This is a genomic window from Bradyrhizobium sp. GW821-FHT12B03, from assembly GCF_058807535.1.
Genome location: NZ_JBXAQU010000028.1, coordinates 19,608 through 41,970, shown reverse-complemented (window position 1 = coordinate 41,970; position 22,363 = coordinate 19,608). Strand labels below are relative to the sequence as shown.

The 22,363-nt window shown below is 64.9% G+C and carries 19 protein-coding genes; 8 read left to right on the top strand and 11 right to left on the bottom strand.

The features are described from left to right. Positions 1-2: 2 nt before the first annotated feature. Positions 3-1,166 carry a PA0069 family radical SAM protein gene (locus AC1RUR_RS35540; RefSeq protein ID WP_492852791.1) on the bottom strand — a complete coding sequence of 388 codons (1,164 nt, stop codon included), beginning with the start codon at positions 1,164-1,166 and terminating at the stop codon, positions 3-5. 210 nt (positions 1,167-1,376) lie between these two features. On the opposite strand from AC1RUR_RS35540, the gene AC1RUR_RS35535 reads away from it, so the two are divergent. Both AC1RUR_RS35535 and AC1RUR_RS35530 read left to right on the top strand, forming a co-directional pair. After that, positions 1,377-3,764: a phosphoketolase family protein gene (locus AC1RUR_RS35535; RefSeq protein ID WP_492852790.1), complete on the top strand. Its 2,388-nt coding sequence runs from the start codon at positions 1,377-1,379 to the stop codon at positions 3,762-3,764. Positions 3,765-3,768: 4 nt separating this feature from the next. Further along, on the top strand, positions 3,769-4,953 hold the full coding sequence (locus AC1RUR_RS35530) for an acetate/propionate family kinase (RefSeq protein WP_492852789.1): 1,185 nt from the start codon (positions 3,769-3,771) through the stop codon (positions 4,951-4,953). A 217-nt stretch (positions 4,954-5,170) separates the two neighbouring features. Here the strand turns inward: AC1RUR_RS35530 and AC1RUR_RS35525 are convergent, their stop codons facing one another. Then, complete coding sequence (locus AC1RUR_RS35525; RefSeq protein ID WP_492852788.1) at positions 5,171-6,022, bottom strand: RMD1 family protein; 852 nt, start codon at positions 6,020-6,022, stop codon at positions 5,171-5,173. Positions 6,023-6,352: 330 nt separating this feature from the next. Between AC1RUR_RS35525 and AC1RUR_RS35520 the strand changes: the two genes are divergently transcribed. Both AC1RUR_RS35520 and AC1RUR_RS35515 read left to right on the top strand, forming a co-directional pair. After that, the gene (locus AC1RUR_RS35520) at positions 6,353-6,928 is read left to right on the top strand and encodes a glycosyltransferase family protein (RefSeq protein WP_492852787.1); all 576 of its coding nucleotides are present in this window, start codon (positions 6,353-6,355) and stop codon (positions 6,926-6,928) included. 61 nt (positions 6,929-6,989) lie between these two features. Then, positions 6,990-7,919 carry a bifunctional helix-turn-helix transcriptional regulator/GNAT family N-acetyltransferase gene (locus AC1RUR_RS35515; protein WP_492852786.1) on the top strand — a complete coding sequence of 310 codons (930 nt, stop codon included), beginning with the start codon at positions 6,990-6,992 and terminating at the stop codon, positions 7,917-7,919. A gap of 228 nt (positions 7,920-8,147) precedes the next feature. Here the strand turns inward: AC1RUR_RS35515 and moaB are convergent, their stop codons facing one another. Then, the gene (gene moaB, locus AC1RUR_RS35510; RefSeq protein ID WP_492852785.1) at positions 8,148-8,711 is read right to left on the bottom strand and encodes a molybdenum cofactor biosynthesis protein B; all 564 of its coding nucleotides are present in this window, start codon (positions 8,709-8,711) and stop codon (positions 8,148-8,150) included. 163 nt (positions 8,712-8,874) lie between these two features. Then, the gene (gene ypfJ / locus AC1RUR_RS35505; RefSeq protein WP_492852784.1) at positions 8,875-9,816 is read right to left on the bottom strand and encodes a KPN_02809 family neutral zinc metallopeptidase; all 942 of its coding nucleotides are present in this window, start codon (positions 9,814-9,816) and stop codon (positions 8,875-8,877) included. Positions 9,817-10,230: 414 nt separating this feature from the next. Here ypfJ and AC1RUR_RS35500 point away from each other — a divergent pair, with 414 nt between their 5' ends. Together AC1RUR_RS35500 and AC1RUR_RS35495 are read left to right on the top strand one after the other, a co-directional pair. After that, complete coding sequence (locus AC1RUR_RS35500; protein WP_492852783.1) at positions 10,231-11,361, top strand: site-specific DNA-methyltransferase; 1,131 nt, start codon at positions 10,231-10,233, stop codon at positions 11,359-11,361. Positions 11,362-11,543: 182 nt separating this feature from the next. Further along, positions 11,544-11,870, top strand: a complete 327-nt coding sequence (locus AC1RUR_RS35495) for a hypothetical protein (RefSeq protein WP_492852782.1) — start codon at positions 11,544-11,546, stop codon at positions 11,868-11,870. A 54-nt stretch (positions 11,871-11,924) separates the two neighbouring features. On the opposite strand, the gene AC1RUR_RS35490 is transcribed toward AC1RUR_RS35495, so the two are convergent. From AC1RUR_RS35490 to AC1RUR_RS35480, 3 genes are read right to left on the bottom strand one after another with little or no spacing between them, the layout of a single operon-like run. After that, entirely contained in the window at positions 11,925-12,689 is a 765-nt protein-coding gene (locus AC1RUR_RS35490; RefSeq protein ID WP_492852781.1) for an SDR family NAD(P)-dependent oxidoreductase, read from the bottom strand. A 42-nt stretch (positions 12,690-12,731) separates the two neighbouring features. Continuing rightward, positions 12,732-13,727, bottom strand: coding sequence for an aldo/keto reductase (locus tag AC1RUR_RS35485; protein WP_492852780.1), 996 nt, complete (start codon positions 13,725-13,727; stop codon positions 12,732-12,734). 40 nt (positions 13,728-13,767) lie between these two features. Further along, positions 13,768-14,163 (bottom strand): (R)-mandelonitrile lyase, encoded by a 396-nt coding sequence (locus AC1RUR_RS35480; protein WP_492852779.1) that lies wholly within the window; start codon positions 14,161-14,163, stop codon positions 13,768-13,770. Positions 14,164-14,446: 283 nt separating this feature from the next. Between AC1RUR_RS35480 and AC1RUR_RS35475 the strand changes: the two genes are divergently transcribed. Further along, positions 14,447-15,340, top strand: a complete 894-nt coding sequence (locus AC1RUR_RS35475; protein ID WP_492823558.1) for a LysR family transcriptional regulator — start codon at positions 14,447-14,449, stop codon at positions 15,338-15,340. 4 nt (positions 15,341-15,344) lie between these two features. Here AC1RUR_RS35475 and AC1RUR_RS35470 read toward each other — a convergent pair whose 3' ends face one another. Together AC1RUR_RS35470 and AC1RUR_RS35465 are read right to left on the bottom strand one after the other, a co-directional pair. After that, complete coding sequence (locus tag AC1RUR_RS35470; RefSeq protein WP_492852778.1) at positions 15,345-15,737, bottom strand: putative quinol monooxygenase; 393 nt, start codon at positions 15,735-15,737, stop codon at positions 15,345-15,347. A gap of 34 nt (positions 15,738-15,771) precedes the next feature. After that, on the bottom strand, positions 15,772-16,560 hold the full coding sequence (locus AC1RUR_RS35465; RefSeq protein WP_492852777.1) for a carboxymuconolactone decarboxylase family protein: 789 nt from the start codon (positions 16,558-16,560) through the stop codon (positions 15,772-15,774). A 444-nt stretch (positions 16,561-17,004) separates the two neighbouring features. Between AC1RUR_RS35465 and AC1RUR_RS35460 the strand changes: the two genes are divergently transcribed. Then, complete coding sequence (locus AC1RUR_RS35460) at positions 17,005-17,691, top strand: glutathione S-transferase family protein (protein ID WP_492852776.1); 687 nt, start codon at positions 17,005-17,007, stop codon at positions 17,689-17,691. Between the two features lie 51 nt (positions 17,692-17,742). Here the strand turns inward: AC1RUR_RS35460 and AC1RUR_RS35455 are convergent, their stop codons facing one another. Both AC1RUR_RS35455 and AC1RUR_RS35450 read right to left on the bottom strand, forming a co-directional pair. Then, positions 17,743-19,752, bottom strand: coding sequence for a HAMP domain-containing methyl-accepting chemotaxis protein (locus tag AC1RUR_RS35455; RefSeq protein WP_492852775.1), 2,010 nt, complete (start codon positions 19,750-19,752; stop codon positions 17,743-17,745). A 335-nt stretch (positions 19,753-20,087) separates the two neighbouring features. Continuing rightward, positions 20,088-22,097 (bottom strand): methyl-accepting chemotaxis protein, encoded by a 2,010-nt coding sequence (locus AC1RUR_RS35450; RefSeq protein WP_492852773.1) that lies wholly within the window; start codon positions 22,095-22,097, stop codon positions 20,088-20,090. Between the last annotated feature and the right edge of the window lie 266 nt (positions 22,098-22,363).

The window sequence follows — 22,363 nt, the reverse complement described above, 5'->3', positions numbered from 1 at the left end:
GATCAGAACAGGCTGAGCTGATCGCCGTTCCGCTTCGGCCGCGCAAAGTGATCCGTCGTCAGCTTGGAGCGCCGCCTGTTGAGCCCGAGCCTGTCGCAGGCGATTTCGAAGCGGCGGCCGATGGTCCAGGCCATCGGTCCCGTGCCTTTCATCCGTTCGCCCCATTTGGCGTCGTAGTCGCGCCCGCCGCGCATGTCGCGGATCAGCGTGAAGACGTGGCGATAGCGGTCCGGATAGTTCGCCATCAGCCATTCGCGAAAGAGATCGCGGACCTCCAGCGGCAGACGAAGCAGCACGTAGGAGGCTTCCTTGACGCCGGCATGGGCAGCCGCGTCGAGGATGCGCTCGATCTCCGAATCGTTCAGCGCGGGGATGACGGGCGCGACCATCACGGTGGTCGGAATGCCGGCCTCCGAGAGCAGCTTCAGCGCTTCCAGCCGCTTCGGCGGCGTGGAGGCGCGCGGCTCCATGGTGCGCGCCAGCTTCGGATCGAGCGAGGTGACGGAGATCCCGACCTTGGCGAGGTTGCGCTTGGCCATCCGCGCGAGAATGTCGATATCGCGGGTGACCAGCGCCGATTTGGTGACGATGCCGACGGGATGACCGGCGCGCTCCAGCACCTCCAGAATGCCGCGCATGATTTTGCGCTCGCGCTCGATCGGCTGATAGGGATCGGTGTTGGTGCCGATCGCGATCATGCGCGGCTCGTAGCCGGGCGCAGCCAGCTCCTTCTCGAGCAGCGAAGGGGCCTCGGGCTTTGCGAACAGTTTCGACTCGAAGTCGAGCCCCGGTGACAGGCCGAGATAGGCGTGGGTCGGCCGTGCGAAGCAATAGACGCAGCCGTGCTCGCAGCCGCGATAGGGATTGATCGAGCGGTCGAAGCCGATGTCGGGGGAATCGTTGCGGGTGATCACCTTGCGCGAGGTGTCGACCGCGACCGTGGTCTTGAATGGCGGCAGCTCTTCCAGGCTCTGCCAGCCGTCGTCGAACGCGACGCGCGCCTCGGCCTCATAGCGGCCGCTGGCGTTGGATTGGGCGCCCCGCCCACGCCTGCGCTGCTTGTCGATGGCGACAGCGAGCTCGGGGAAATCAGAAGGCGCACCCGCCGGCTCGGAGGGCGCCGTGACCGGCGGGTGCTTGAGAGCATGAGAGGATGCTGGACTCATGAAGCCAAGATAGCACGCCGCAGGAACAAATCAAGAACACAAACAAAAAACATGAAAACAACCCCATGCACAGTAGAGCTGCCCAAACTTCGCGCGCCCGCCTTTGACCTCACGCAACACCGCTGTCACCACGATCTCGTTTGATGCCGCCAAGGATCGATCGTGTCGGAACTCCGTTGGTGACGATCCCAGGTGAAGGTCGGCAGGAACATGACAAATCAACAAAAATCGGCCGCCGCGAGCAGCGAGCTCGATCTCCTCGATCGCTACTGGCGCGCCGCCAACTACCTTTCCGTCGGGCAGATCTACCTGCTCGACAATCCGCTGCTGCGCGAGCCGTTGCGGCCCGAGCACGTCAAGCCGCGTTTGCTGGGACATTGGGGCACGACGCCCGGTTTGAACTTCGTCTATGCCCATCTCAACCGCGTGATCCGCGCGCAGGATCTCAGCGTGCTCTATGTCTGCGGCCCCGGCCATGGCGGCCCGGGCATGGTCGCCAATACCTATCTGGAGGGCAGCTACAGCGAGATCTATCCTGATATCGCGCGCGACAAGGACGGATTGCGCAAGCTGTTCCGGCAGTTCTCGTTCCCCGGCGGCATTCCGAGCCACGCGGCGCCGGAGACACCGGGCTCGATCCACGAGGGCGGCGAGCTCGGTTACGCGCTGGTGCACGCCTATGGCGCAGCGTTCGACAATCCCGATTTGATCGTCGCCTGCGTCGTCGGCGACGGCGAGGCCGAGACCGGCCCGCTCGCGGCGTCCTGGCACTCCAACAAGTTCCTGAACCCCGCCCATGACGGCGCGGTACTGCCGATCCTGCATCTCAATGGCTACAAGATCGCGGGCCCGACCGTGCTCGGGCGGATGCCTGACAGCGAGATCCGCGACCTGTTCCGCGGCTTCGGCCACGAGCCGCTGTTCGTCGAGGGCGACGATCCCCAATTGATGCACCGGATCATGGCGGACGCGCTCGACGTCGCGTTCGCCAGCATCCGCTCGATCCAGCAGCACGCCCGCGACGGGCGCAAGGCGGTCGAGCGGCCACGCTGGCCGATGATCGTGCTGCGCAGCCCCAAGGGCTGGACCGGTCCGAAGGAAGTCGACGGCAAGAGGGTCGAAGGGTTTTGGCGCGCGCATCAGGTGCCGGTCGCAGGCTGCCGCGAAAATCCAGCGCATCTGAAGGTGCTCGAGGACTGGATGCGCAGCTACGAGCCGGACAAACTGTTCGACGCCAGCGGCGCACTCATTCCCGAGCTTCAGGCGCTGGCGCCAGCAGGTAACAGGCGCATGGGCGCCAATCCGCACGCCAATGGGGGTCTCCTGAAGAAGGAGCTGAAGCTCCCCGACTTTCGCAGCTTTTCCGTCGAGGTGCCGCAGCCCGGCGCTGTCACGGGAGAAGCGACGCGCGAACTCGGCAAATTCTTGCGCGACGTCATTCGCCTCAACGCGCAAGAGCGCAATTTCCGCATCATGGGGCCGGACGAGACGGCGTCAAACCGGCTCGACGCCGTATTCGAGGAGACCGAGCGGGTCTGGATGGAGCCGATCGAGCCTTACGACGTGCATCTCGCCCAGGACGGCCGCGTCATGGAGGTGCTGAGCGAGCATCTCTGCCAGGGCTGGTTAGAGGGCTACCTGCTCACCGGGCGCCACGGCTTCTTCTCCTGCTACGAGGCCTTCATCCACATCGTGGATTCCATGTTCAACCAGCACGCCAAATGGCTGAAGGTGACGCGGCACCTGCCCTGGCGGCGCCCGATCGCCTCGCTCAATTATCTCCTGACCTCGCATGTCTGGCGCCAGGACCATAACGGCTTCAGCCACCAGGATCCCGGTTTCGTCGACTTCGTCGCCAACAAGAAGGCCGATATCGTCCGCATCTACTTCCCGCCGGACGCCAACACGCTGCTGTGGATCGCCGATCACTGCCTGCGGACGTACAACCGCGTCAACGTGATCGTCGCCGGCAAGCAGCCGGCGCCGCAATGGCTGTCGATGCAAGACGCCGCCACGCATTGCGATGCCGGCATCGGCATCTGGACCTGGGCCGGCACAGAGGACGCGAACAGCGAGCCCGATTTGGTGATGGCCTGCGCCGGCGACGTGCCGACGCTGGAGACGCTCGCCGCCGTGGACCTGCTGCGCAAGGCGCTGCCGGACCTGAAGATCCGCGTCGTCAACGTCGTCGACCTGATGACGCTGCAGCCGCAGGACCAGCACCCGCACGGCCTGTCCGATCGCGACTTCGACAGCCTGTTCACATCAGACAAGCCCGTGATCTTCGCCTATCACGGCTATCCTCATCTGATCCACCGGCTGACCTATAACCGCACCAACCATGCCGGCCTGCACGTCCGCGGCTTCATCGAAGAAGGCACCACGACCACGCCGTTCGATATGGTCGTGCTCAACGAGCTCGACCGCTATCACCTCGCGATCGAGGCGATCGAACGCGTACCGGGTCTCGCCACCAAGGCCGCGCAGGCGAAACAGCAATTCCGCGACAAGCTGCTCGAACACTCTCGTTATGTGCGCGAGCATGGCGAGGACATGCCTGAGATCCGCGACTGGGTCTGGCCCGGCAAGCCGGGTTAGCGCCATGCCGGCGCCAGAGGCGGTTCTCGTCCTCAACGCGGGCTCGTCGAGCATCAAGTTCGGCCTGTTCGATATCTCGGCGGCCGAGCCTGTGCTGCTCTGCAAAGGCCTGCTCGACGAGCACGAGGCCAAGCCCCGGCTCGTCGTGAAGGACCTCGCGGGCGCAGACCTGTTCGAGCAGCGGCGGGACGAAACGGATGCCGGTGGCGGTCATCTGTTCGCCGCCATGCTCGCCTTCATCGACGACCGGTTCGGCCAAGGCTGCCTGCGCGCGGTCGGCCATCGCATCGTTCATGGTGGCCCGGATTATTCAGGTCCGGTCGGGTTGACTGATGACGTCACCGCGAAGCTGGAGGCGTTGACGCCGCTGGCGCCACTGCACCAGCCGCGCTGCCTGGCGCCGGTCCGTACCATCTCCGCGATCCGGCCGGAGCTCGCGCAGATCGCCTGCTTCGACACGGCCTTCCATCACGGCCTCGCGCCGCCTGCGAGCCGCTTCGCCATTCCACGGCGCTTTGAGGAGCGCGGCATCCGGCGCTACGGCTTTCACGGCCTCTCCTTCGAATATGTCGCAGGGCGCCTTGCCGCGATCGCGCCGGAGTTCGCAGCGAAACGCACTGTCATCGCCCATCTCGGCAATGGCGCGAGCCTGTGCGCGCTGCGCGACGGCCGCAGCGTGGACACCACGATGGGGCTCACCCCGCTCGACGGCCTCGTGATGGGCACGCGCAGCGGCACCATCGATCCCGGCTTGCTGCTCTATCTGCAACAGCATGAGGGGATGTCGGTGGAGGAGGTGCAGCACCTGCTCTATCACCAATCGGGCCTGCTCGGCGTCTCCGGTATCTCCGCGGACATGCGGACGCTGCTCGCGAGCCCCGAGCCAGCGGCGCGGGAGGCCGTGGACCTGTTCGTCTTCCGCGCGGCGCAGCAGATCGCGGTGATGGCGACCACGCTTGGCGGGCTCGACTGTCTCGTCTTCACCGGCGGCATCGGCGAGCATGCCGGGGAGATCCGCAGCGCGATCGGCGAGCGGCTGTGGTGGCTCGGTGTGCGCATTGATGCGACCGCGAATGGTGAGACGCGCGAGCGGATCAGCGGCGGCGACGGTGCTATCGAAGTGTTCGTCATCCCGACGAATGAGGAACTGACGATCGCGCGGCATTGTAAGGCAGTGCTGATGAATTGAAGTACTATCGACAGCCCCCACTTCCCTTCTCCCCTTGCGGGAGAAGGTGGCGCGAAGCGCCGGATGAGGGGTTCTATCAGCGTTCACATAAGCAAATGAGTACGCGGAAAAATACCCCTCACCCAAGTGAGTTTGCGTCTTCTAGCGGTGCAGCCCTCTCCCGCAAGGGGAGAGGGCACAGTAACGCGCGGCTCGCCTGGGGACGCGACCGACCGAGCTAGTGAATGCCCGACCAAATCTGGAAACAGCCGATCGCGACCTCGATCACGATCAGCACCACCACCGCAATCTCGAGACGGAGCGAGCGCTGGGTATCGATGATGTCGGTCAGCGCATTGGCGGTCTCCGACACGGCGGTGAGCTTGCGCTCGAGCGTGTCGAGACGTTCCTTCAATTCGTACTCGTCTTCGAGGCGGCCATAGAGCCGGTCGAGCTCGGGCTTCTCCCAGAGCACGTCGGGTTTCTCGGCCACCGCAACGCGGCCGGCGACGCGTTGCTGGACCAGAAGCGCATTGCCGATCAGGCGCAGGATGCCCTTGCGCCGGCGCGGGGTGCGGCCGTGCTCGGCGAGCTCGCGCGCGAAGGGCTCGATGACGTCGAACACGGCGGCGACGCGCCGCTCGTCGCGGGCCAGCGACGTGCTCTTGGCAAGCGCGTCGGCGACCAGCAGCAGCCGGTCGTCGGAGAATTTGGCGAGGCAGATCGGCCCGCCCGGCTGGATCGCCTCGGAGCTTTCGTCCTTGCAAAGCTGCGCCTGCGCGATCTCCTCCTCATAGGGGCTGAGCTCGCCGATCACGCGCGGCTTCAGGCTGTCGATCAGCACCTTCTCCTCCGAGGGAAGCAGGCCGATCAGCACCACAACGCCGTAGCGGAAGATCACGGCAAGGCCGGCATGGACGCGGAATGCGGCCGGCGTCGACGACACCAGCGCGCCGAGCTCCAGGCCCGAGGCGTTGATGCGGTCGCCCAGCATCAGCGCGCGGATCCGCAAGGTCGGCGCGGCGTCCGGCCTGGTATCCGGCTTCGCCGATGTTGACGGCGAACTAACAGCAAGTTGATCGGCGTTCATGCGAAGCTTTCGTGAGCATCGTGGATTGCATGCTTTTCCCGTTTCCGGGCTTCGTTCCGCTCGCATCCTCCACTTGCAGGATTGCGATCCGCCTGCGCGGCGCGCAATATCGGGACGAACCCCGGATTAATACCGGCACGGCGAAGTCGCGCCGAAATATTCGGCAATATTGTAACCCCGCGCGGGACATATTCGGATGCGATGGCTTTGGCAGTTTACCATCGAACATCGAAGCCTAGCCGAAAAGTTGCTCTCGGCACCGCCACGTGTTTATGACAACATCATGACGAATTACGCTTCTCCCGAAGTGCAGACACCGAAGCCTCAATCATGCTGAGCGTCATCATTCCAACCGAAGGCGTCGAGCAGACGGCAGTCGCGACTCTGGCCGCGCTGGTGCCCGGTGCCGCCGCGGGCATCATCAAGGAAGTGCTGCTGGTCGACGGCACCCGCAACGGCGTCATCGAGCACGTCGCCGACGTCGCCGGCTGCCGTTTCATCGGTTTCGAGGGGTCGTCGCAAGGAGCCGCGCTCGCCGCCGGCGCGCTTCAGGCCCGTTCGCCCTGGCTGATGTTCCTCCCCGCCGGCGCCGTGCTGGAAACCGGGTGGATCGAGGAGACCACCCAGTTCATCCAGGCCGTTGCGACCAGCGGAAGGGATCGTGCGGCGGTGTTCCGCTACGCACGCACGCCTTACGCCGATACCGGATTCCGCGACCTGCTCCGCGCCGTGGCGCGGAAGCTGGTCGGCCCACTGGGCGACCAGGGACTTCTGATCGCGCGTGACCACTACGACCGGATCGGCGGCTACCCGCCCCAGGCCCGCCGCTCCGAGGCGCGGCTGCTGCGGCGGCTCGGCCGCTCGTCCCGGACCCTGTTGCGCAGCCGGATCGTCATGGTCGGCTAAGGCGCCCAATATTTGCCAGGGTCAAACAATTGTTTGACAATGGCAAGTATCGAGGTGACCCATGCCATTTGACGGTACAGACGACCACATCGCGGCGGTCCGCGCCTTCAACCGCTTCTATACCCGCAAGCTTGGTGTGCTCGACCAGCACCTTGGAAAAAGCCCGTTTTCGCTCAGCGAGGCCCGGGTGCTCTATGAACTCGCGCACCGCGACGATCTCGCGGCAAAAGAGATCGGAATCGAGCTTGGTCTCGATCCCGGCTATCTCAGCCGCATCGTCCAAAGCTTCGACGAAAAGGGGCTGATCACGCGAAGGCCCCTGCCCGCAGATCGCAGGCAATACCAGCTCAGCCTCACCGCCAAAGGCCGTCAGGCCTTCGCCAAGCTGAACCTGAGCTCGCAGAATGAGGTCGCCGCGATGCTGGCTGAGCTTTCGGCCAGCGATGCCACGCGGCTCACGCAGGCCATGGCGACCATCGAGGCCGTGCTGGATCAACGTCGAAGCCAGCCTGCGGCTTTCATGCTGCGCAGCCATCGCGTCGGCGACATGGGCTGGGTCATCTCCAAGCAAGCGGCCGCCTATGCCGCGGACTACAACTGGGACATCAGCTACGAGGCGCTGGTCGCCGAGATCTGCGCGCAGTTCATCAAGAGCTATGACGCCGCGCGCGAGCACTGCTGGATCGCGGAGGCCGGTGGCGAGCCGATCGGCTCGATCTTTCTGGTCAAGGCCACGAACGAGATCGCAAAGCTCCGCCTGTTGCAGGTGGAGAAGCGAGCACGCGGGCTCGGTGTCGGCCGCGCGCTGGTCGAGCAATGCATCCAGGGCGCACGCGAGCGGGGCTACAGCAAGATGACGCTGTGGACGCAGAGCATCCTGATCGCCGCACGCGGCATTTATCAAAATGCAGGCTTCAAGCTGGTCGCGACGAAGCCGCACCACAGCTTCGGGCACGATCTGCTCGGCGAGACATGGGAGCGGGATCTCTGACTGTCCTAATTTAGAAACGCGCGCCGTGACCATACCCTCCCCTGGAGGGGGAGGGTCGGCGCACATGGAGCGCAGCGTAATGTGAGACGGGGTGGGGTGACGGTCTCACCACATCCAACAGTGCCCGTGTGGAGAGATCCCCCCGCTCGCGCTGCGCGCGATCGACCCTCCCCCTCCAGGGGAGGGTGGTCCGTGCCTCGATCAGCTAGACATCATCCGCGCGAGTCATCACACCGTCGCGCCCTGCGCCTTCGGCCGGCGCAGATGCTCATCGAGCCGCGGCATGATCTCGACGAAATTGCAGGGGCGCGTGCGGTAGTCGAGCTGGGCCGCCAAAATGCCATCCCAGCCGTCGCGGCAGGCGCCGGGCGAACCGGGCAGGCAGAAGATGTAGGTCGCCCCGGCGACGCCCGCGGTGGCGCGGCTCTGGATCGTGGAGGTGCCGATCTTGGCGTGGCTGAGCATATGGAATGCGATCGAGAAACCGTCCATGCGCTTCTCGAACAGCGGCTCGATCGCCTCCGGCGTGACGTCGCGCCCGGTGAAGCCGGTACCGCCGGTGGTGATGACGACGTCGATGCTGCTATCCGCAATCCAGCGGCGGATGACGGCGCGGATCGCCTCGACGTCGTCGGTGACGATCTCGCGCGCGGCGAGATGATGGCCGGCAGCAAGGAGGCGGTCGGCCAGCGTCTGGCCGGACTTGTCGTCCGCGAGCGCACGCGTGTCGGAGACGGTGAGCACCGCGATGTTGAGCGGGATGAACTGTTTTGTTTCGTCGATGGAGGCCACGGCTCTTTCCTCTCGTGTCCCGGACGCGGTGCGGCGCATGTGCGCCGCGCCGCAGAGCCGGGACCCATGCCAGAGGCTTGGGAGACCGGCATTGTGGGCCCCGGCTCTGCAGCGCACCGCTAGAGAAGCGCTGCGCTGCGTCCGGGGCACGAGATCGTCGTTACTACGACCCGCCGCCGAACGTGTTGCAGGCCTGGACCGTGCCCTGCTGGTAGCCGGTCATGAACCATTGCTTGCGCTGCGCGGCCGAGCCGTGGGTAAAGGAATCGGGGACGACGCGTCCGGTGGCCTGGCGTTGCAGCGTGTCGTCGCCGATCGCGCTCGCCGTGGTCAGTGCGGCGTCGATGTCGCCTGCTTCCAGGAAATTCGGACGCTTCTTCGCCTCGCGGTTGACCCAGACGCCGGACAGGCAATCGGCCTGCAACTCCACCTTCACCTGGAGCGCATTGGCCTCGGCCTTGCTGCCGGCCTGCTGCTGCAGCCGGGTCACGCGCGGAATGATGCCGAGCAGGTTCTGGATGTGATGGCCGGCTTCATGCGCGATGATGTAGGCGGTGGTGAAGTCACACGCGGACTTGCCGGAGCAGCCGCGGAAGCGCGTCTCGACCTCGCGGAAGAAGCCGGTGTCGAGGAAGATGGTCCTGTCGGGCGGACAATAGAACGGGCCCATCGCCGACTGCGCCATGCCGCAGCGGCCGCCATTGGTGGCGTTGCGGAACAGCACGATCTTCGGACCGGTGTAGGACTGGCCGCTGGCCTGGAAGATCTCGGTCCAGCGATCGTCGATCTCGCCGAGGATGCCGGAGATCATGCTGCCCATCTCGTCGGTCGGCGCGCCGCGCTTGGCCTGTGACGACTGGCGATCGCTCTGATAGCTCGGCGCCTGGCCGCCGCCGGTGAGGATCTCGGCGCCGCCGATCAGGATGCGCGGATCGATGCCGAAGGCATAGCCGATCAGGCCGAGCACGATGATGGTGCCGATGCCGAGCCCGCCGCCGCCCATGGGCAGGCCGAACCCGCCGCCTCCGCCGCCGCCAAACCCGCCGCCGCCCTCGTCGCGACGATCCTCGATGTCGTCGCTGCGGCGGAAATCATCGTAGCGCATGGCGGGCTTCCTTCGAGTCCTTGATGGCGTCAACTGAGCACGCAGATGCGCAAAAGCTCAACGCGCCACATACGTAAAATTTCCGTTGCCTTTATCAATATCGTGCCCGGCAAAAATTGCCTAGTGCGACAGCATGCCGATGCCAGCAATTTTTTCCGGGGTCGTGCAATTTTTTCCGAGAGAAATTTGGAGTCGTTTTGCGGCGCCAGCCGCTCCCGCAACGCGAAGAAACGCGAAATACGCTGTAAAACTCGGCGAATGCGAATAGCGAACCACACGCAACGCGCGCTGCGAGGCCTGCACAGGAAAGCGGCGGGTTAAGTCGATTTTTACTTTGCCGCTTCAATGTAACGGTCAGTCGGTTGTTTGGTCCCGCGTCGCCGACAGCGTCGCCTGAGTCAGAGTTCTTGAGTCATGGTAGAGTCGCGTCGCGGGGCGTCTGCAAGGGCGCCCCGCACAAATTTTGAGTCTTCGTCGCATCGTATCATTCTCGGTGATTGCGTCGCCGAGATGTCGAAGCTTCAGGCCGGTAGCGTCGATCTGGTGTTCGCAGATCCGCCCTACAACCTCCAGCTCAAGGGCGATCTCAAGCGCCCCGACGAATCCCATGTCGATGCCGTCAACGACGACTGGGACAAGTTCGATTCATTCTCCGCCTATGACGATTTCACCCGCGCCTGGCTGCTTGCCGCCCGCCGCGCGATGAAGCCGTCGGCGACGATCTGGGTGATCGGCTCCTACCACAACATCTTCCGCGTCGGCGCGATCATGCAGGACCTCGGCTTCTGGCTCCTGAACGACATCGTCTGGCGCAAGACCAACCCGATGCCGAACTTCCGCGGCCGCCGCTTCACCAACGCGCACGAGACCATGATCTGGGCCGCGCGCGACGAGAAGGCCAAGGGCTACACCTTCAACTACGAAGCGCTGAAGGCCGCCAACGAGGATGTGCAGGCACGGTCCGACTGGCTGATCCCGCTCTGCACCGGCGAAGAACGCCTCAAGGGCGCCGACGGCAAGAAAGTGCATCCGACGCAGAAGCCGGAAGGCCTGCTCGCGCGCGTGCTGCTGTCGTCGTCCAAGCCCGGCGATCTCGTGATCGATCCCTTCAATGGCACCGGCACCACCGGCGCCGTCGCAAAACGCCTCGGCCGCTCCTATATCGGCTTCGAGCGCGACAAGACCTATGCCAAGGCGGCGGAAGCGCGCATTGCCGCGGTCGAGCCGCTGCCGGAAGTAAGCCTTGCCCCGTTCATGACCGCGCGCGAAGCACCGCGCGTCGCGTTCTCCGAACTGATCGAGCGCGGCATGATCATGCCCGGCACGAAACTGTTCGATGCCAAGAAGAAGCTTGGCGCGCTGGTCCGCGCCGACGGCGCCATCATGTTCGGTGACAAGGTCGGCTCGATCCACCGCATCGGCGCGGTGGCACAGGGCGCGCAGGCCTGCAACGGCTGGACCTTCTGGCACGTCGAGACCAAGAAAGGTCTCAAGCTGATTGACGAGCTCCGCGCCGAGATCCGCGCGGGCATGGCGGCGGAGTAGCTACGTCCCGCGATCTCAAGGGTGGGCAGAGCGCAGCGTGCCCACCATCCCCGTCGATCCGGATCGAAGCCGCGCCGGTGGGCACGGCGCTTCTCGCCTTTGCCGACCCCGCGGCGCCTTGAACGCCGCAACAGCCAGGACTACATTGATCCGATCAGCCCCGTCCTGACCGGTTGGCTTCCATGCGACGACAGTCCGAGACCTTGCTGCTGGTGCCGCTGCTGCCGATCTTCCTGGTCGGCATGTTCCCGATGTTCCTGATCGCGCTGCTCGGATTTTTCGGCCTCGCTCTGTTCGGCGTGCTCGTGGTCTGTGTCGGGCTCGCCAGCAGCAACGAGGCGCATGACAATTTCAATCACGACGTCATCGTTCATGGCTATTCGCGGGGATCGGAGCGCGCAGCGCGGGCCTCCGACATGCATCTCGCTGCGCGGCTCGGGCTGCGGCTGGAGGCCGTCGGCGCGGCGATGATCATCGTCTCCATCCTCGGCTTTCTCCAATTCGGCTGATCGGGAGACGCCATGAGACGAGCCGGGCCCTGCAGGCCCGGGTCGCGCCGGCGCTCAGCGCATGATGAAGCCGCCGTCCACCGAGATGGATTGGCCGGTCACATAGCTGGCTGCGTCGCTACAGAGCCAGAGTACCGCACTCGCGATCTCCTCGGGGCGGCCGACGCGTCCCATGGGCACGCTCTTCTCCATGGCCTTGAGCGCATCGCCCTGGCCGCCGGCAACCATCTGGTCTGCCATCGGCGTCCAGATGAGCCCGGGACATATCGCATTGATGCGGATGCCGCGCGCCGCATATTCGAGCGCCGCACTCTTGGTGAAGCCAAGGACGCCGTGCTTGGCGGCGTGATAGATGCCGCGCTCGGCGCCTCCCACAAGTCCCCCGAGAGACGAGCAATTGACGATTGCTCCGCGTCCCTGGCTGCGCATGTGTTGCAGTTCGAATTTCATGCAGCTCCACTCGCCGCGGAGATTGATGCCCATGACGCGATCGTAATCCTCGCGGGTCGTGTCGGCGGTCTCTGCGAGAACATTCTGGACGCCCGCGTTGTTATAGGCGACATCGAGCCTGCCGAAGGCGGCGACCGTCTTCGTGACCATCGCCTCGACCTGCGCGTCGTTGGAGACGTCGCAGCGGATGGCGACGGCCTTGTGACCTCGGGCGGTCAGTTCGCCTGCCGCGGCCCGCACCGCGTCCTCGTTCCAGTCCGCCAGCGCGACGGACGCCCCGGATTCCGCGAAAGCCTTTGCCGTGGCAAGGCCGAGCCCCGAGGCCGCGCCGGTCACCAGCGCGACCTGTCCCTCGAATGAAATGTTCATGGGTATCTCTCCTGTCGATGTGTCGGGTGGTCGTCCGCGCCGTCAGCGCTGCGTACGCGCGGCTTCCGCTTGCGGGTAGCGGTCGCCTGTGATGGTGATCTGCGAGGCCAACGCGTCGATGTGCCTGAGTTCGTCGGGTGTCAGCGCGACCGCGGCCGCAGCGATGTTTTCGTCGAGGCGGCCGAGCTTGGTCGTGCCGGGGATCGGGACGATCCACCGCTTCTGCGCCAGCAGCCAGGCCAATGCGATCTGCGCCGGCGTGGCACGCTTCTCGGCGCCGATCCGAGCCAGCAGGTCCACGACCGGCCGGTTCGCCTTGCGCGCCTCGGGCGTAAAGCGCGGCAGGCCGGCGCGGTTGTCATTGCCGCCGAAGCTGGTGGTCTCGTCGATCTTGCCGGTAAGGAAGCCCCTGCCGAGGGGACTGAAGGGGACGAAGCCGATCCCCAGCTCCTCGCAAGCCGGTAACACCTCCGTCTCGGGTTGACGCCACCAGAGCGAATATTCGCTCTGGATCGCCGTGACCGGCTGGACCGCATGGGCACGGCGGATGGTGGAAGCGCCAGCCTCGCTGAGACCGAAATGCCTGACCTTGCCCGCGACGATCAGATCCTTTACCGCGCCGGCGACCTCCTCGATCGGAACGTCAGGATCGACGCGGTGCTGGTAGAACAGGTCGATCGTCTCGACCCGCAACCGCTTCAACGAGCCTTCGGCCGCCTGCCGGATGCGTTCGGGGCGGCTGTCGAGCCCGCCGGAACGCCGCGCGTCGGCCGGCCCGAGATCGTGGCCGAACTTGGTGGCGATGACGACGTCTTTCCGGAACGGCTCCAGGGCCTCGCCCACCAACTCCTCGTTGGTGAACGGACCGTAGACCTCGGCGGTGTCGAAGAAGGTAACACCCCGCTCCACCGCAGCGCGAACCAGCGCGATCATCTCGTGCCGCTCCGGCGCCGGGCCACGATGATAGTTCAGGCCCATGCAGCCGAGGCCGATCGCCGAGACCGCGAGGCCGCTGTCGCCAAGCTTGCGCATCTGCATGTTCAATCTCCCGGTCGTTTCACCACGCCAGGGCGCGACATCACTTGCGGTACTGTGCGTCGCTGACCTTTTCCATCCAGTCGACATTCTTGCCGTGGAGCGATTCCGTAATGGCGATATGCGTCATCGCGGTCGTCGCGGTGGCTCCGTGCCAGTGCTTCTCGCCGGGCGGAAACCAGACGACATCGCCGGGGCGGACTTCCTCGATCGGTCCACCCTCGCTTTGCACCCAGCCGAGACCCGACGTGACGATCAGGGTCTGGCCGAGCGGATGGGTGTGCCACATGGTCCGGGCACCGGGTTCGAAAGTCACTTGACCGCCGCTCAGGTGCGCGGGGTCACCGACCTGAAAGAGTGGATCGACACGGACCGTGCCGGAGAACCATGCTTCGGGGCCCTTGCCAGAGGGGCGTGAGCCGTTGCGTTTGATGTCCATCGTTCCATGCCTTGCTGTTGTCGGGCCAGTGTGTTGCGAAGCGCTCGCGAAGCCCGCAGGCGACGATGCCAGCATGGCCAATCCGGCAGCGCTTGAAAGCATGCGCCGTCGCGTCAGCACGCTCTGGGCATCCACACCGCTGCCCCGGCATTGCCGGAAGCGAACGTCCGATCGATCCATATGCCGAGCTCGCCTTGCCTCGCGGGACTGCGGCAAATCTAATGCGTGCGGCTATGCGGACTAGCCACTATAATCGGCATGGGCTTATAAACAGGATCGATAAATGCAACGCGGAAATCTCGACGACCTCTCGGCCTTCCTGATCGTCGCCCGCGAAGGCAGTTTTACCAGAGCCGCGGCGAAGCTCGGCATTTCACAATCCGCGCTCAGCTACACCATCAAGGAGCTCGAAGCCCGGCTGAAGCTGCGTCTGCTGACGCGCACCACCCGCAGCGTGTCGCCGACGGCCGCGGGCGAGCGTCTGTTGCGCAACGTGGGTCCACGGATCTCGGAGATCGAGACCGAACTCGCCGCCTTGACCGAGCTTCGGGAAAAGCCCTCCGGCACCATCCGCATCACCGCAACCGAATATGCCACCGACGCCGTGCTTCTGCCGAAGCTTGCGAAGCTGTTGCGCGAATATCCCGACATCAAGCTCGAGATCGTCAGCGACTACGGACTGACGGACATCGTCGCGCAGCGTTTCGATGCCGGCGTGCGGGATGGCGAGCAGGTCGCGAAGGACATGATTGCGGTGCGGATCGGCCCCGACGCGCGTATGGCCGTCGTCGGCGCTCCCTCTTATTTCCGCAGCCGGTCAGAGCCGAAGAAGCCGTCGCAACTGGTCGAGCACAATTGCATCAATCTGCGCCTGCCGACCCATGGCGGATTGTACTCCTGGGAATTCGAAAAGGGCTCGCGGGAGCTCAAGGTTCGGGTCGACGGCCAATTGTTCTTCAACACCACGACCCAGATGCTCCAGGCCGCGCTTGCAGGCCTCGGGCTGGCTTATCTGCCGGAGGGCCTGGTGCAACCCCACATCAACAAGGGCCGCCTCAAGCGGGTGCTCGAGGACTGGTGCCCTCCCTATCCCGGCTACCACCTCTACTACCCAAGCCGGCGGCAGCCCTCCGCGGCCTTTGCACTCCTTGTCGAGGCGCTCCGCCACCGGGACTGAGCCGTCACTTCGGCAAAGCGCCAAAGGCGATGGGCGTGGTCCGGATCAGCTTGAGCGACCGGACCATCTTCTCCACGGTCGCCTTGTATGTCTTGAAGTGGGTGGTCTCCAGGTGAGACCGGTAGGCATCCTGATCCCGGTAGATCTCGAACACCCTGACCCGTGCGGGATTGTCGTTTTCTGAGACGGCATAGAGCGCGATGACACCGGGCTCAACGCGCGTGGCAGTCTCGATGTGTTCGGCCACCGCGGCCTTGTAGGACTCAAGCTCCGCTGGGTCGACCTCGATCTCCGCTTCCTGCACGTAGAGCGGCCGCAGATCGGCGCCCGCAGCGGCTCCGGAAATGGCTGCTGGCAGCACGGACGCGCCGATCAGAAGAAGTTGCGAGATATTCAAGTCAGCCTCCTCGTGAATGGCCGCGCGAACGCGGCTAACGTGGCCGCTTTGCGAACACATCCTTGGCGACGGGCATCGCCGAAAACACGTTGGGCCAGCCGACATAGAACGCCAGTTGCGTGATCGCTTCCGACGCTTCCGTCTGGGTCAGGCCGTTATCCATCGCCCTGTTGAGGTGCGGCGTGAGCTGCGCTATCTGCCCGTTGGCAATCAGCGCGCTGACGGTGACGAGACTGCGATCCCTGGGCGCAAGGTCCGGACGCAGCCACAGGTCACGAAACAGCACGTCGGTGGTGTACTGCACGACGCCCGGAAAGGACGCGCCGAACTGGTCCTGGACGAACGTGGCACGCTGCGCCTCGGCGGCCTCGTCGAGCGGCAACAGCGTCACCGAGACGGCCGGAAGCTGCTCGGCGCCGATGTTACGGGCACCAAAAACGTCCTTGGCGACAGCAACGGCCGACATCGCATTGGCCCAGCCGGCGTAGAAGGCGAGATGCGTGATGATCTCCGAAATCTCCCGCGGCTTGACACCGTTGTCGAGCGCAAGATTGAAATGATACGGCATCTCGATCGTCTGATTGCGCGCGATAAGCGCTGCCAATGTCACGATGCTGCGGTCGCGCGGCGCAAGGCCGGGCCGTTTCCAGACGTCGCCGAGGAGACGGTTCTGCGTGTAGGCCTCCAGCGCCGGCGAGACCTTCCGAACGTCCCCATCCGTTAGCGCGGGCTTCGATCCAGTCATGGCGGTAGTCTCCTCCGTGCGGGCCGATGGCATGGCCATCAGCGAAAGCAATACGATGACCGCAGCTTGCCGTTTCATGAAGCATCTCCGTGCGCCGCAGCTTCGTCCTGGGTATCCACTTCGTCTTGGGCGTCCAAGGTCTCGGACATCCAAGGTCTTGGGCATCCCCGCCCTCAACTCGGTTCATTATAGGCGGCGGCAGACCATGCGATTAGATGGCTGAATCCGCATGGACTTATCGACCGGGCTTCTGAAATCGATGTATCGCCGACCAGGATCGAGCGCCGGGGGGACCGACCGCACGGTTGATCCGCGCCGCAGCGCGAAAGTCGCCTGTCGAGATGAAGCGACCGCCGACGGCCGGCCGCGAACGCTGCCGGAATGCGCTTTACGAACACATCACTTGCGCTTTCCCGGCTTGCGCTTCCAGCCGGAGTTCGGGCAAGACAAAGCCCTGGCAGCAATGACGCTGCGCTCGCTCTCGACAAGAGAACTGGCAAGAGGAATTGGGGAGACAGACCGATGCTCAAATTCTATTTCAACGGTTCGCCGAATCCGACCAAGGTCGCGCTTTATCTCGAAGAGTCCGCCCTGCCCTTCGAGCCGGTGAAGATCGACACCCGCAAGGGCGAGCAGTTCACGCCGGAATTCCTCAAGATCAATCCGAACGCCAAAGTGCCGGCGATCGACGATGACGGCACGATCGTGTTCGACTCGAACGCCATCCTGCTCTATCTCGCGGAGAAGACCGGCAAGTTCCTGCCCGCCGCCTCGTTGCGCGGCGAGACGCTGTCATGGCTGATGTTCATCGCCACAGGCGTCGGCCCGTATTCGGGCCAAGCCGTGCACTTCAAGCATTTTGCGCCGAAAGACCAGAACCACGACTACGCCCATAACCGCTACCAGTACGAGACCGATCGCCACTACCAGATTCTGAACGGCCACCTCGCCGGCCGCCGTTATATGGTCGGCGACAGCTATTCAATCGTCGACATGGCACTGTGGGGCTGGGCGCGGATGGTGCCGTTCAAGCTCGGCGACGATGCCTTTGCGCGCTACCCGAACGTGAAACGGCTGGTGGACGAGATTTCGGCGCGCCCTGCGGCCGCGCGCGCGATCGCGCTGAAGGACAAGTTCACCTTCAAGGCCGAGATGGACGACGAGGCGCGCGCCAACATGTTCAAGCACATGACGACCAAGGTCGCCTGATCACATCTCGACGCGATTAAAGGCCACGCGCATACGCGTGGCCTTTTGCTTTTAGGCGGCGTGGACCGAGCTCAGGAATTTGGCGACTTCCTGCTTCAACCGGTTGCTGTCCGACGACAGCGAGCGCGCCGCCGAGAGCACCTGCGAGGACGCCGAGCCGGTCTCGGAAGCGCCGCGCTGCACGTCGCCGATATTGGTCGAGACGCGCTGCGTGCCGTGGGCCGCCTGCTGGACGTTGCGGGAAATCTCCTGCGTCGCCGCACCCTGCTGCTCCACCGCCGCCGCGACCGTCGAGGAAATCTCGGACAGCCGCTCGATGGTGCCGCTGATCTCCCTGATCGAGCCGACCGACTCCTCCGTCGCGGCCTGGATGCCGGAGACCTGCTGGGCGATCTCGCCGGTGGCTTTCGCGGTCTGCTCGGCGAGCGCCTTGACCTCGGAGGCGACCACGGCAAAGCCGCGGCCGGCCTCGCCCGCGCGCGCCGCCTCGATGGTGGCGTTCAACGCCAGCAGATTGGTCTGGCCGGCGATGGTGCTGATCAGCTCGACCACGTCGCCGATGCGGGCAGCCGCCTTGGAGAGCTCGCCGACCCGGTCGTTGGTCCTGCTCGCCTGACCCACGGCCTCGCTGGCGATGCGGGCCGATTCCTGCACCTGGCGCGCGATCTCGCTGACCGAGGACGACAGCTCCTCCGTCGCGGAGGCAACGGCCTGCACGTTGGACGAGGCCTCCTGGGATGCGGAGGCCACTTCGGTCGACAGATCCTGGGCGCGCGTGGCGGTCGCCGTCAGCGTGCCGGCAGACGCTTCGAGCTCACCCGATGCCGACGACACGGTGTCCACGATCTCGCCGACCGCCTGCTCGAACTGATCCGCGAGCCGGACCATGTCTTTCTTGCGGGTCTCGGCCTGCCGCGCCTCGACCTCCGCCTGCTCCGCGCGCAGGCGCTCGGTCTCGACCATGCTCTCCTTGAACACCTGGATCGCCTTGGCCATGTCGCCGATCTCGTCGCGATTGCCGCGGCCGGGAATCTCGACCTTGAGATCGCCGCCCGCGAGGGCTCCCATCGCGCGGGTCATCGTGGTCAGCGGTCCGGCAATGCTGCGGCCGATCAGGAAGGCGACGAGGACACCGAACAGGACCGCAACGCCGCCGGCGACTTCCTGAATCCAGGTCGTGCTGGCAATGACGCCATCGGCGGCCGCGCGCGATTTCTGATAGTCGGCCTTCAATCCGGTCTCCGCCACCTTGAGCTTGTCGACGCTTTCGCCGATCAGGGGGGCGATATCGTTGCGATAGATTTCATCGGCCTGGAGGATTGCGGCGGAGGTCGTCTCGAAGGCCCCCTTGTAGGTCGCAAGCGAGCTCTTGATCGGCCCGAACGCGGCCTTGACCTCGTCCGGCAGACCGGCCCCCTCCAGTGACTTCAGCGCTTGCTGCGCCCGATCGACATTGGCCCTGAAGGCCGCCGGCCCCTTTGCGTCCCGCACCGCGAGGAAGCGCCAGTTTGCGACGCGAACCAGCAGGATCCTGGATTCGAGATCGGCGACGGGGGCGGTCACGCTGGTATCTTCGGTTGCACGCGCGGCCTCGACCAGCTTGCCGGTGTTGGCGGTGAGCTCGTCGCCGCCGGCGAGCAGAACGGATTTGCCCTTGGTCGTCTCGCCAACGGCAACGCCCATGCGTTCGCGCAGGGACTTCATCTTCTCGAGGTCGGCGAGCAGGCCGTTGTAGATCTTGAGCCGCTCGTCCGAGATCGTCGACCTGGCCGCGGCCTTCAACAGCTCCACCGTCGCCGCCTCGCGCTCCGCGGCCTCCTTGAAGGCCGGCTCGTTGGCGTCATAGATGTAGCGGAGATTGGCGCGCCGTAACGCCTGGAGGTTGATCGAGATTTCCTGAACGCGGGCCGTGTTGTCCGAGAGTGCGGACAGCCGCGCCATCTGGCCCTGGACTGCCCACAAATTCCAGATCGCGACCCCGGCCATGATCAAACCAACGACCACAAGAAGCGAAAATCCAGCGTAAAGACGCCCTCGGATTCTCAAACGCAAGCTCGGCATCTTCACCGTCCATCCATAGCAAGAGAGATGGAGCAACCGAACGCCTCGCCGAGGTCGCAGCGGCCACCCGCCCAGCCGCAATCGCCTTTCGGAGATTCGCGCTGCACCGCGACACCATGAAGAATACTTCTTAATTCAATGCTGCAATTGCCTCGCGCCGACTACGGAGGGTCGCGTCAAACATGCCGTGAGCACGGCCTGCAGCGCTCATTCTGCAGTCATCTGAACAGGAATGCGGCAATCGAACTTGTCCGGCCCGCGCTGCCATCGCAGGTCCACGCGCATACGCGTGGACCTTTGCGTTTGAGACGTTCGCTTTTGAAATGTCTGGCCGATCAGGCGGCGTGGACCGAGCTCAGGAATTTGGCGACTTCCTGCTTCAACCGGTTGCTGTCCGACGACAGCGAGCGCGCCGCCGAGAGCACCTGCGAGGACGCCGAGCCGGTCTCGGAAGCGCCGCGCTGCACGTCGCCGATATTGGTCGAGACGCGCTGCGTGCCGTGGGCCGCCTGCTGGACGTTGCGGGAAATCTCCTGCGTCGCCGCACCCTGCTGCTCCACCGCCGCCGCGACCGTCGAGGAAATCTCGGACAGCCGCTCGATGGTGGTGCTGATTTCCCTGATCGAGCCGACCGACTCCTCCGTCGCGGCCTGAATGCCGGAAACCTGCTGCGCGATCTCGCCCGTGGCTTTTGCGGTCTGTTCGGCCAGCGCCTTGACCTCGGAGGCGACCACGGCAAAGCCGCGGCCGGCCTCGCCCGCGCGCGCCGCCTCGATGGTGGCGTTCAACGCCAGCAGATTGGTCTGGCCGGCGATGGTGCTGATCAGCTCGACCACATCGCCGATGCGGGCAGCGGCCTTGGAGAGCTCGCCGACCCGGTCGTTGGTCCTGCTCGCCTGACCGACGGCCTCGCTGGCGATGCGGGCGGATTCCTGCACCTGGCGGGCGATCTCGCTGACCGAGGAGGACAGTTCCTCGGTCGCGGAGGCAACGGCCTGCACGTTCGCCGTGGCTTCCTGCGAGGCGGACGCCACTTCGGTCGACAGATCCTGGGCGCGCGTGGCGGTCGCCGTCAGCGTGCCGGCGGACGCTTCGAGCTCACCCGATGCCGACGACACGGTGTCGACGATCTCGCCGACCGCCTGCTCGAACTGATCGGCGAGCCGGACCATGTCTTTCTTGCGGGTCTCGGCCTGCCGCGCCTCGACCTCCGCCTGCTCCGCGCGCAGGCGCTCGGTGTCGATCATGTTGTCCTTGAACACCTCGATCGCCTTGGCCATGTCGCCAATCTCGTCGGTCTTGCCGCGGCCGGGAATCTCGACTTCGAGATTGCCGCCGGCGAGCAGCCCCATCGCGCGCGTCATCGAGTTCAAAGGTCCCACGATGCTGCGGGCGATCAGGAAGGCAACGATCAATCCGAACAGGACGGCGAGGCCGCCCGCGATCGCCTGCACGGACGTCGTGCCCTCGATCACGGCTTCGGCGGTGCTGCGCGAATCCTTGTAATCCTTCTTCAGGGTGGTTTCCGCGACCTTGAGCTTGCCGATGCTCTCGACGATCAGCGGCGCGAGGTTCTTGTGGTAGATCTCGTCGGCCTGGAGCATCGCGGCCGACGTCGTCTCGAACGCGGACTTGTAGATCCCGAGCGAGGACTTCACCGGCGCAAGGGTGGCTCGAAGTTCCGTCGCCTGCGGACTCTTTTCCAGCGCCGTGAGCCGCTGCATGGCCCTGTCGACATTCGTCCTGAAGTTGGCAGGACCCTTGACGTCGCGCAGGGCCAGGAAGCGCCAATTTGCGATTTGAACGAGAAGCAGCCGGGATTCGAGGTCCGCGACGAGGGATGCGGTATCTTCATCGACGGCTGCGCGCGCCACGTCGACCAGCTTGCCCATCTTGACGGTCAGCTCGTCGCCACTCGGCAGCAGCGTCGCCTTGCCCGTTCTCGCCTCGTTGACGGCGTCGCCGAGATTGTCACGCAGGCTTTTCATCTTGGCGATGTCGGCGATGAGATCGTTATAGAGCTTTTTTCGCTCCTCCGAGGCCGTGCCATTCGCGCCGACCTTCAACAGCTCGGTCGCAGCAGTCTCCCGCTCCGAAGCCTCCTTCATAGCGGGTTCGCTGGCGTCGTAGATGTAGCGCAGATTGGCCCGCTGGATCGCCTGGAGATGGGTCGAGATCTCCAGCACCCGCGCCGTGCTGTCGGAAAACGCCGAGGCCTTTGCGACCTGATCCTGCACGGTCCGTAAATTCCAGACGGCGACCACCGCCATCACGAGACCAACCGCCACCAGGGCCATGAAGCCTGCGTACAGGCGCCCCCTGATCCGCAAACGAAACTTCGGCATTCCCACTGTCCACCCAGATGCATGTGAATTCGAGCGGCCGAACGTCCGGCGATCGTCATCGGCCACCCTGGCAGCCGCGAGTCGTCTCTCGGCGACTCCCGCTGCACTGCGGCACAATGCGGGACACTCGTTAATTGAACCTTCAAATTCTTCGCGCGTGCGCGCGAAGGATCGCGCGGGAGCTGCTGATTTTATCGGCAGTTGCGCAAGGTTTTGGCGCGACGCCCGCAGGCGTATGCAGATCACTGCATGGGCCGTCCCGGTGG

Bases quoted from the DNA above. Each gene is read 5' to 3' on its own strand.
- AC1RUR_RS35540 (WP_492852791.1), bottom strand. From the start codon at position 1,166: ATGAGTCCAGCATCCTCTCATGCTCTCAAGCACCCGCCGGTCACGGCG.
- AC1RUR_RS35535 (WP_492852790.1), top strand. From the start codon at position 1,377: ATGACAAATCAACAAAAATCGGCCGCCGCGAGCAGCGAGCTCGATCTC.
- AC1RUR_RS35530 (WP_492852789.1), top strand. From the start codon at position 3,769: ATGCCGGCGCCAGAGGCGGTTCTCGTCCTCAACGCGGGCTCGTCGAGC.
- AC1RUR_RS35525 (WP_492852788.1), bottom strand. From the start codon at position 6,022: ATGAACGCCGATCAACTTGCTGTTAGTTCGCCGTCAACATCGGCGAAG.
- AC1RUR_RS35520 (WP_492852787.1), top strand. From the start codon at position 6,353: ATGCTGAGCGTCATCATTCCAACCGAAGGCGTCGAGCAGACGGCAGTC.
- AC1RUR_RS35515 (WP_492852786.1), top strand. From the start codon at position 6,990: ATGCCATTTGACGGTACAGACGACCACATCGCGGCGGTCCGCGCCTTC.
- ypfJ (WP_492852784.1), bottom strand. From the start codon at position 9,816: ATGCGCTACGATGATTTCCGCCGCAGCGACGACATCGAGGATCGTCGC.
- AC1RUR_RS35500 (WP_492852783.1), top strand. From the start codon at position 10,231: ATGGTAGAGTCGCGTCGCGGGGCGTCTGCAAGGGCGCCCCGCACAAAT.
- AC1RUR_RS35495 (WP_492852782.1), top strand. From the start codon at position 11,544: ATGCGACGACAGTCCGAGACCTTGCTGCTGGTGCCGCTGCTGCCGATC.
- AC1RUR_RS35490 (WP_492852781.1), bottom strand. From the start codon at position 12,689: ATGAACATTTCATTCGAGGGACAGGTCGCGCTGGTGACCGGCGCGGCC.
- AC1RUR_RS35485 (WP_492852780.1), bottom strand. From the start codon at position 13,727: ATGCAGATGCGCAAGCTTGGCGACAGCGGCCTCGCGGTCTCGGCGATC.
- AC1RUR_RS35480 (WP_492852779.1), bottom strand. From the start codon at position 14,163: ATGGACATCAAACGCAACGGCTCACGCCCCTCTGGCAAGGGCCCCGAA.
- AC1RUR_RS35475 (WP_492823558.1), top strand. From the start codon at position 14,447: ATGCAACGCGGAAATCTCGACGACCTCTCGGCCTTCCTGATCGTCGCC.
- AC1RUR_RS35465 (WP_492852777.1), bottom strand. From the start codon at position 16,560: ATGAAACGGCAAGCTGCGGTCATCGTATTGCTTTCGCTGATGGCCATG.
- AC1RUR_RS35460 (WP_492852776.1), top strand. From the start codon at position 17,005: ATGCTCAAATTCTATTTCAACGGTTCGCCGAATCCGACCAAGGTCGCG.
- AC1RUR_RS35455 (WP_492852775.1), bottom strand. From the start codon at position 19,752: ATGCCGAGCTTGCGTTTGAGAATCCGAGGGCGTCTTTACGCTGGATTT.
- AC1RUR_RS35450 (WP_492852773.1), bottom strand. From the start codon at position 22,097: ATGCCGAAGTTTCGTTTGCGGATCAGGGGGCGCCTGTACGCAGGCTTC.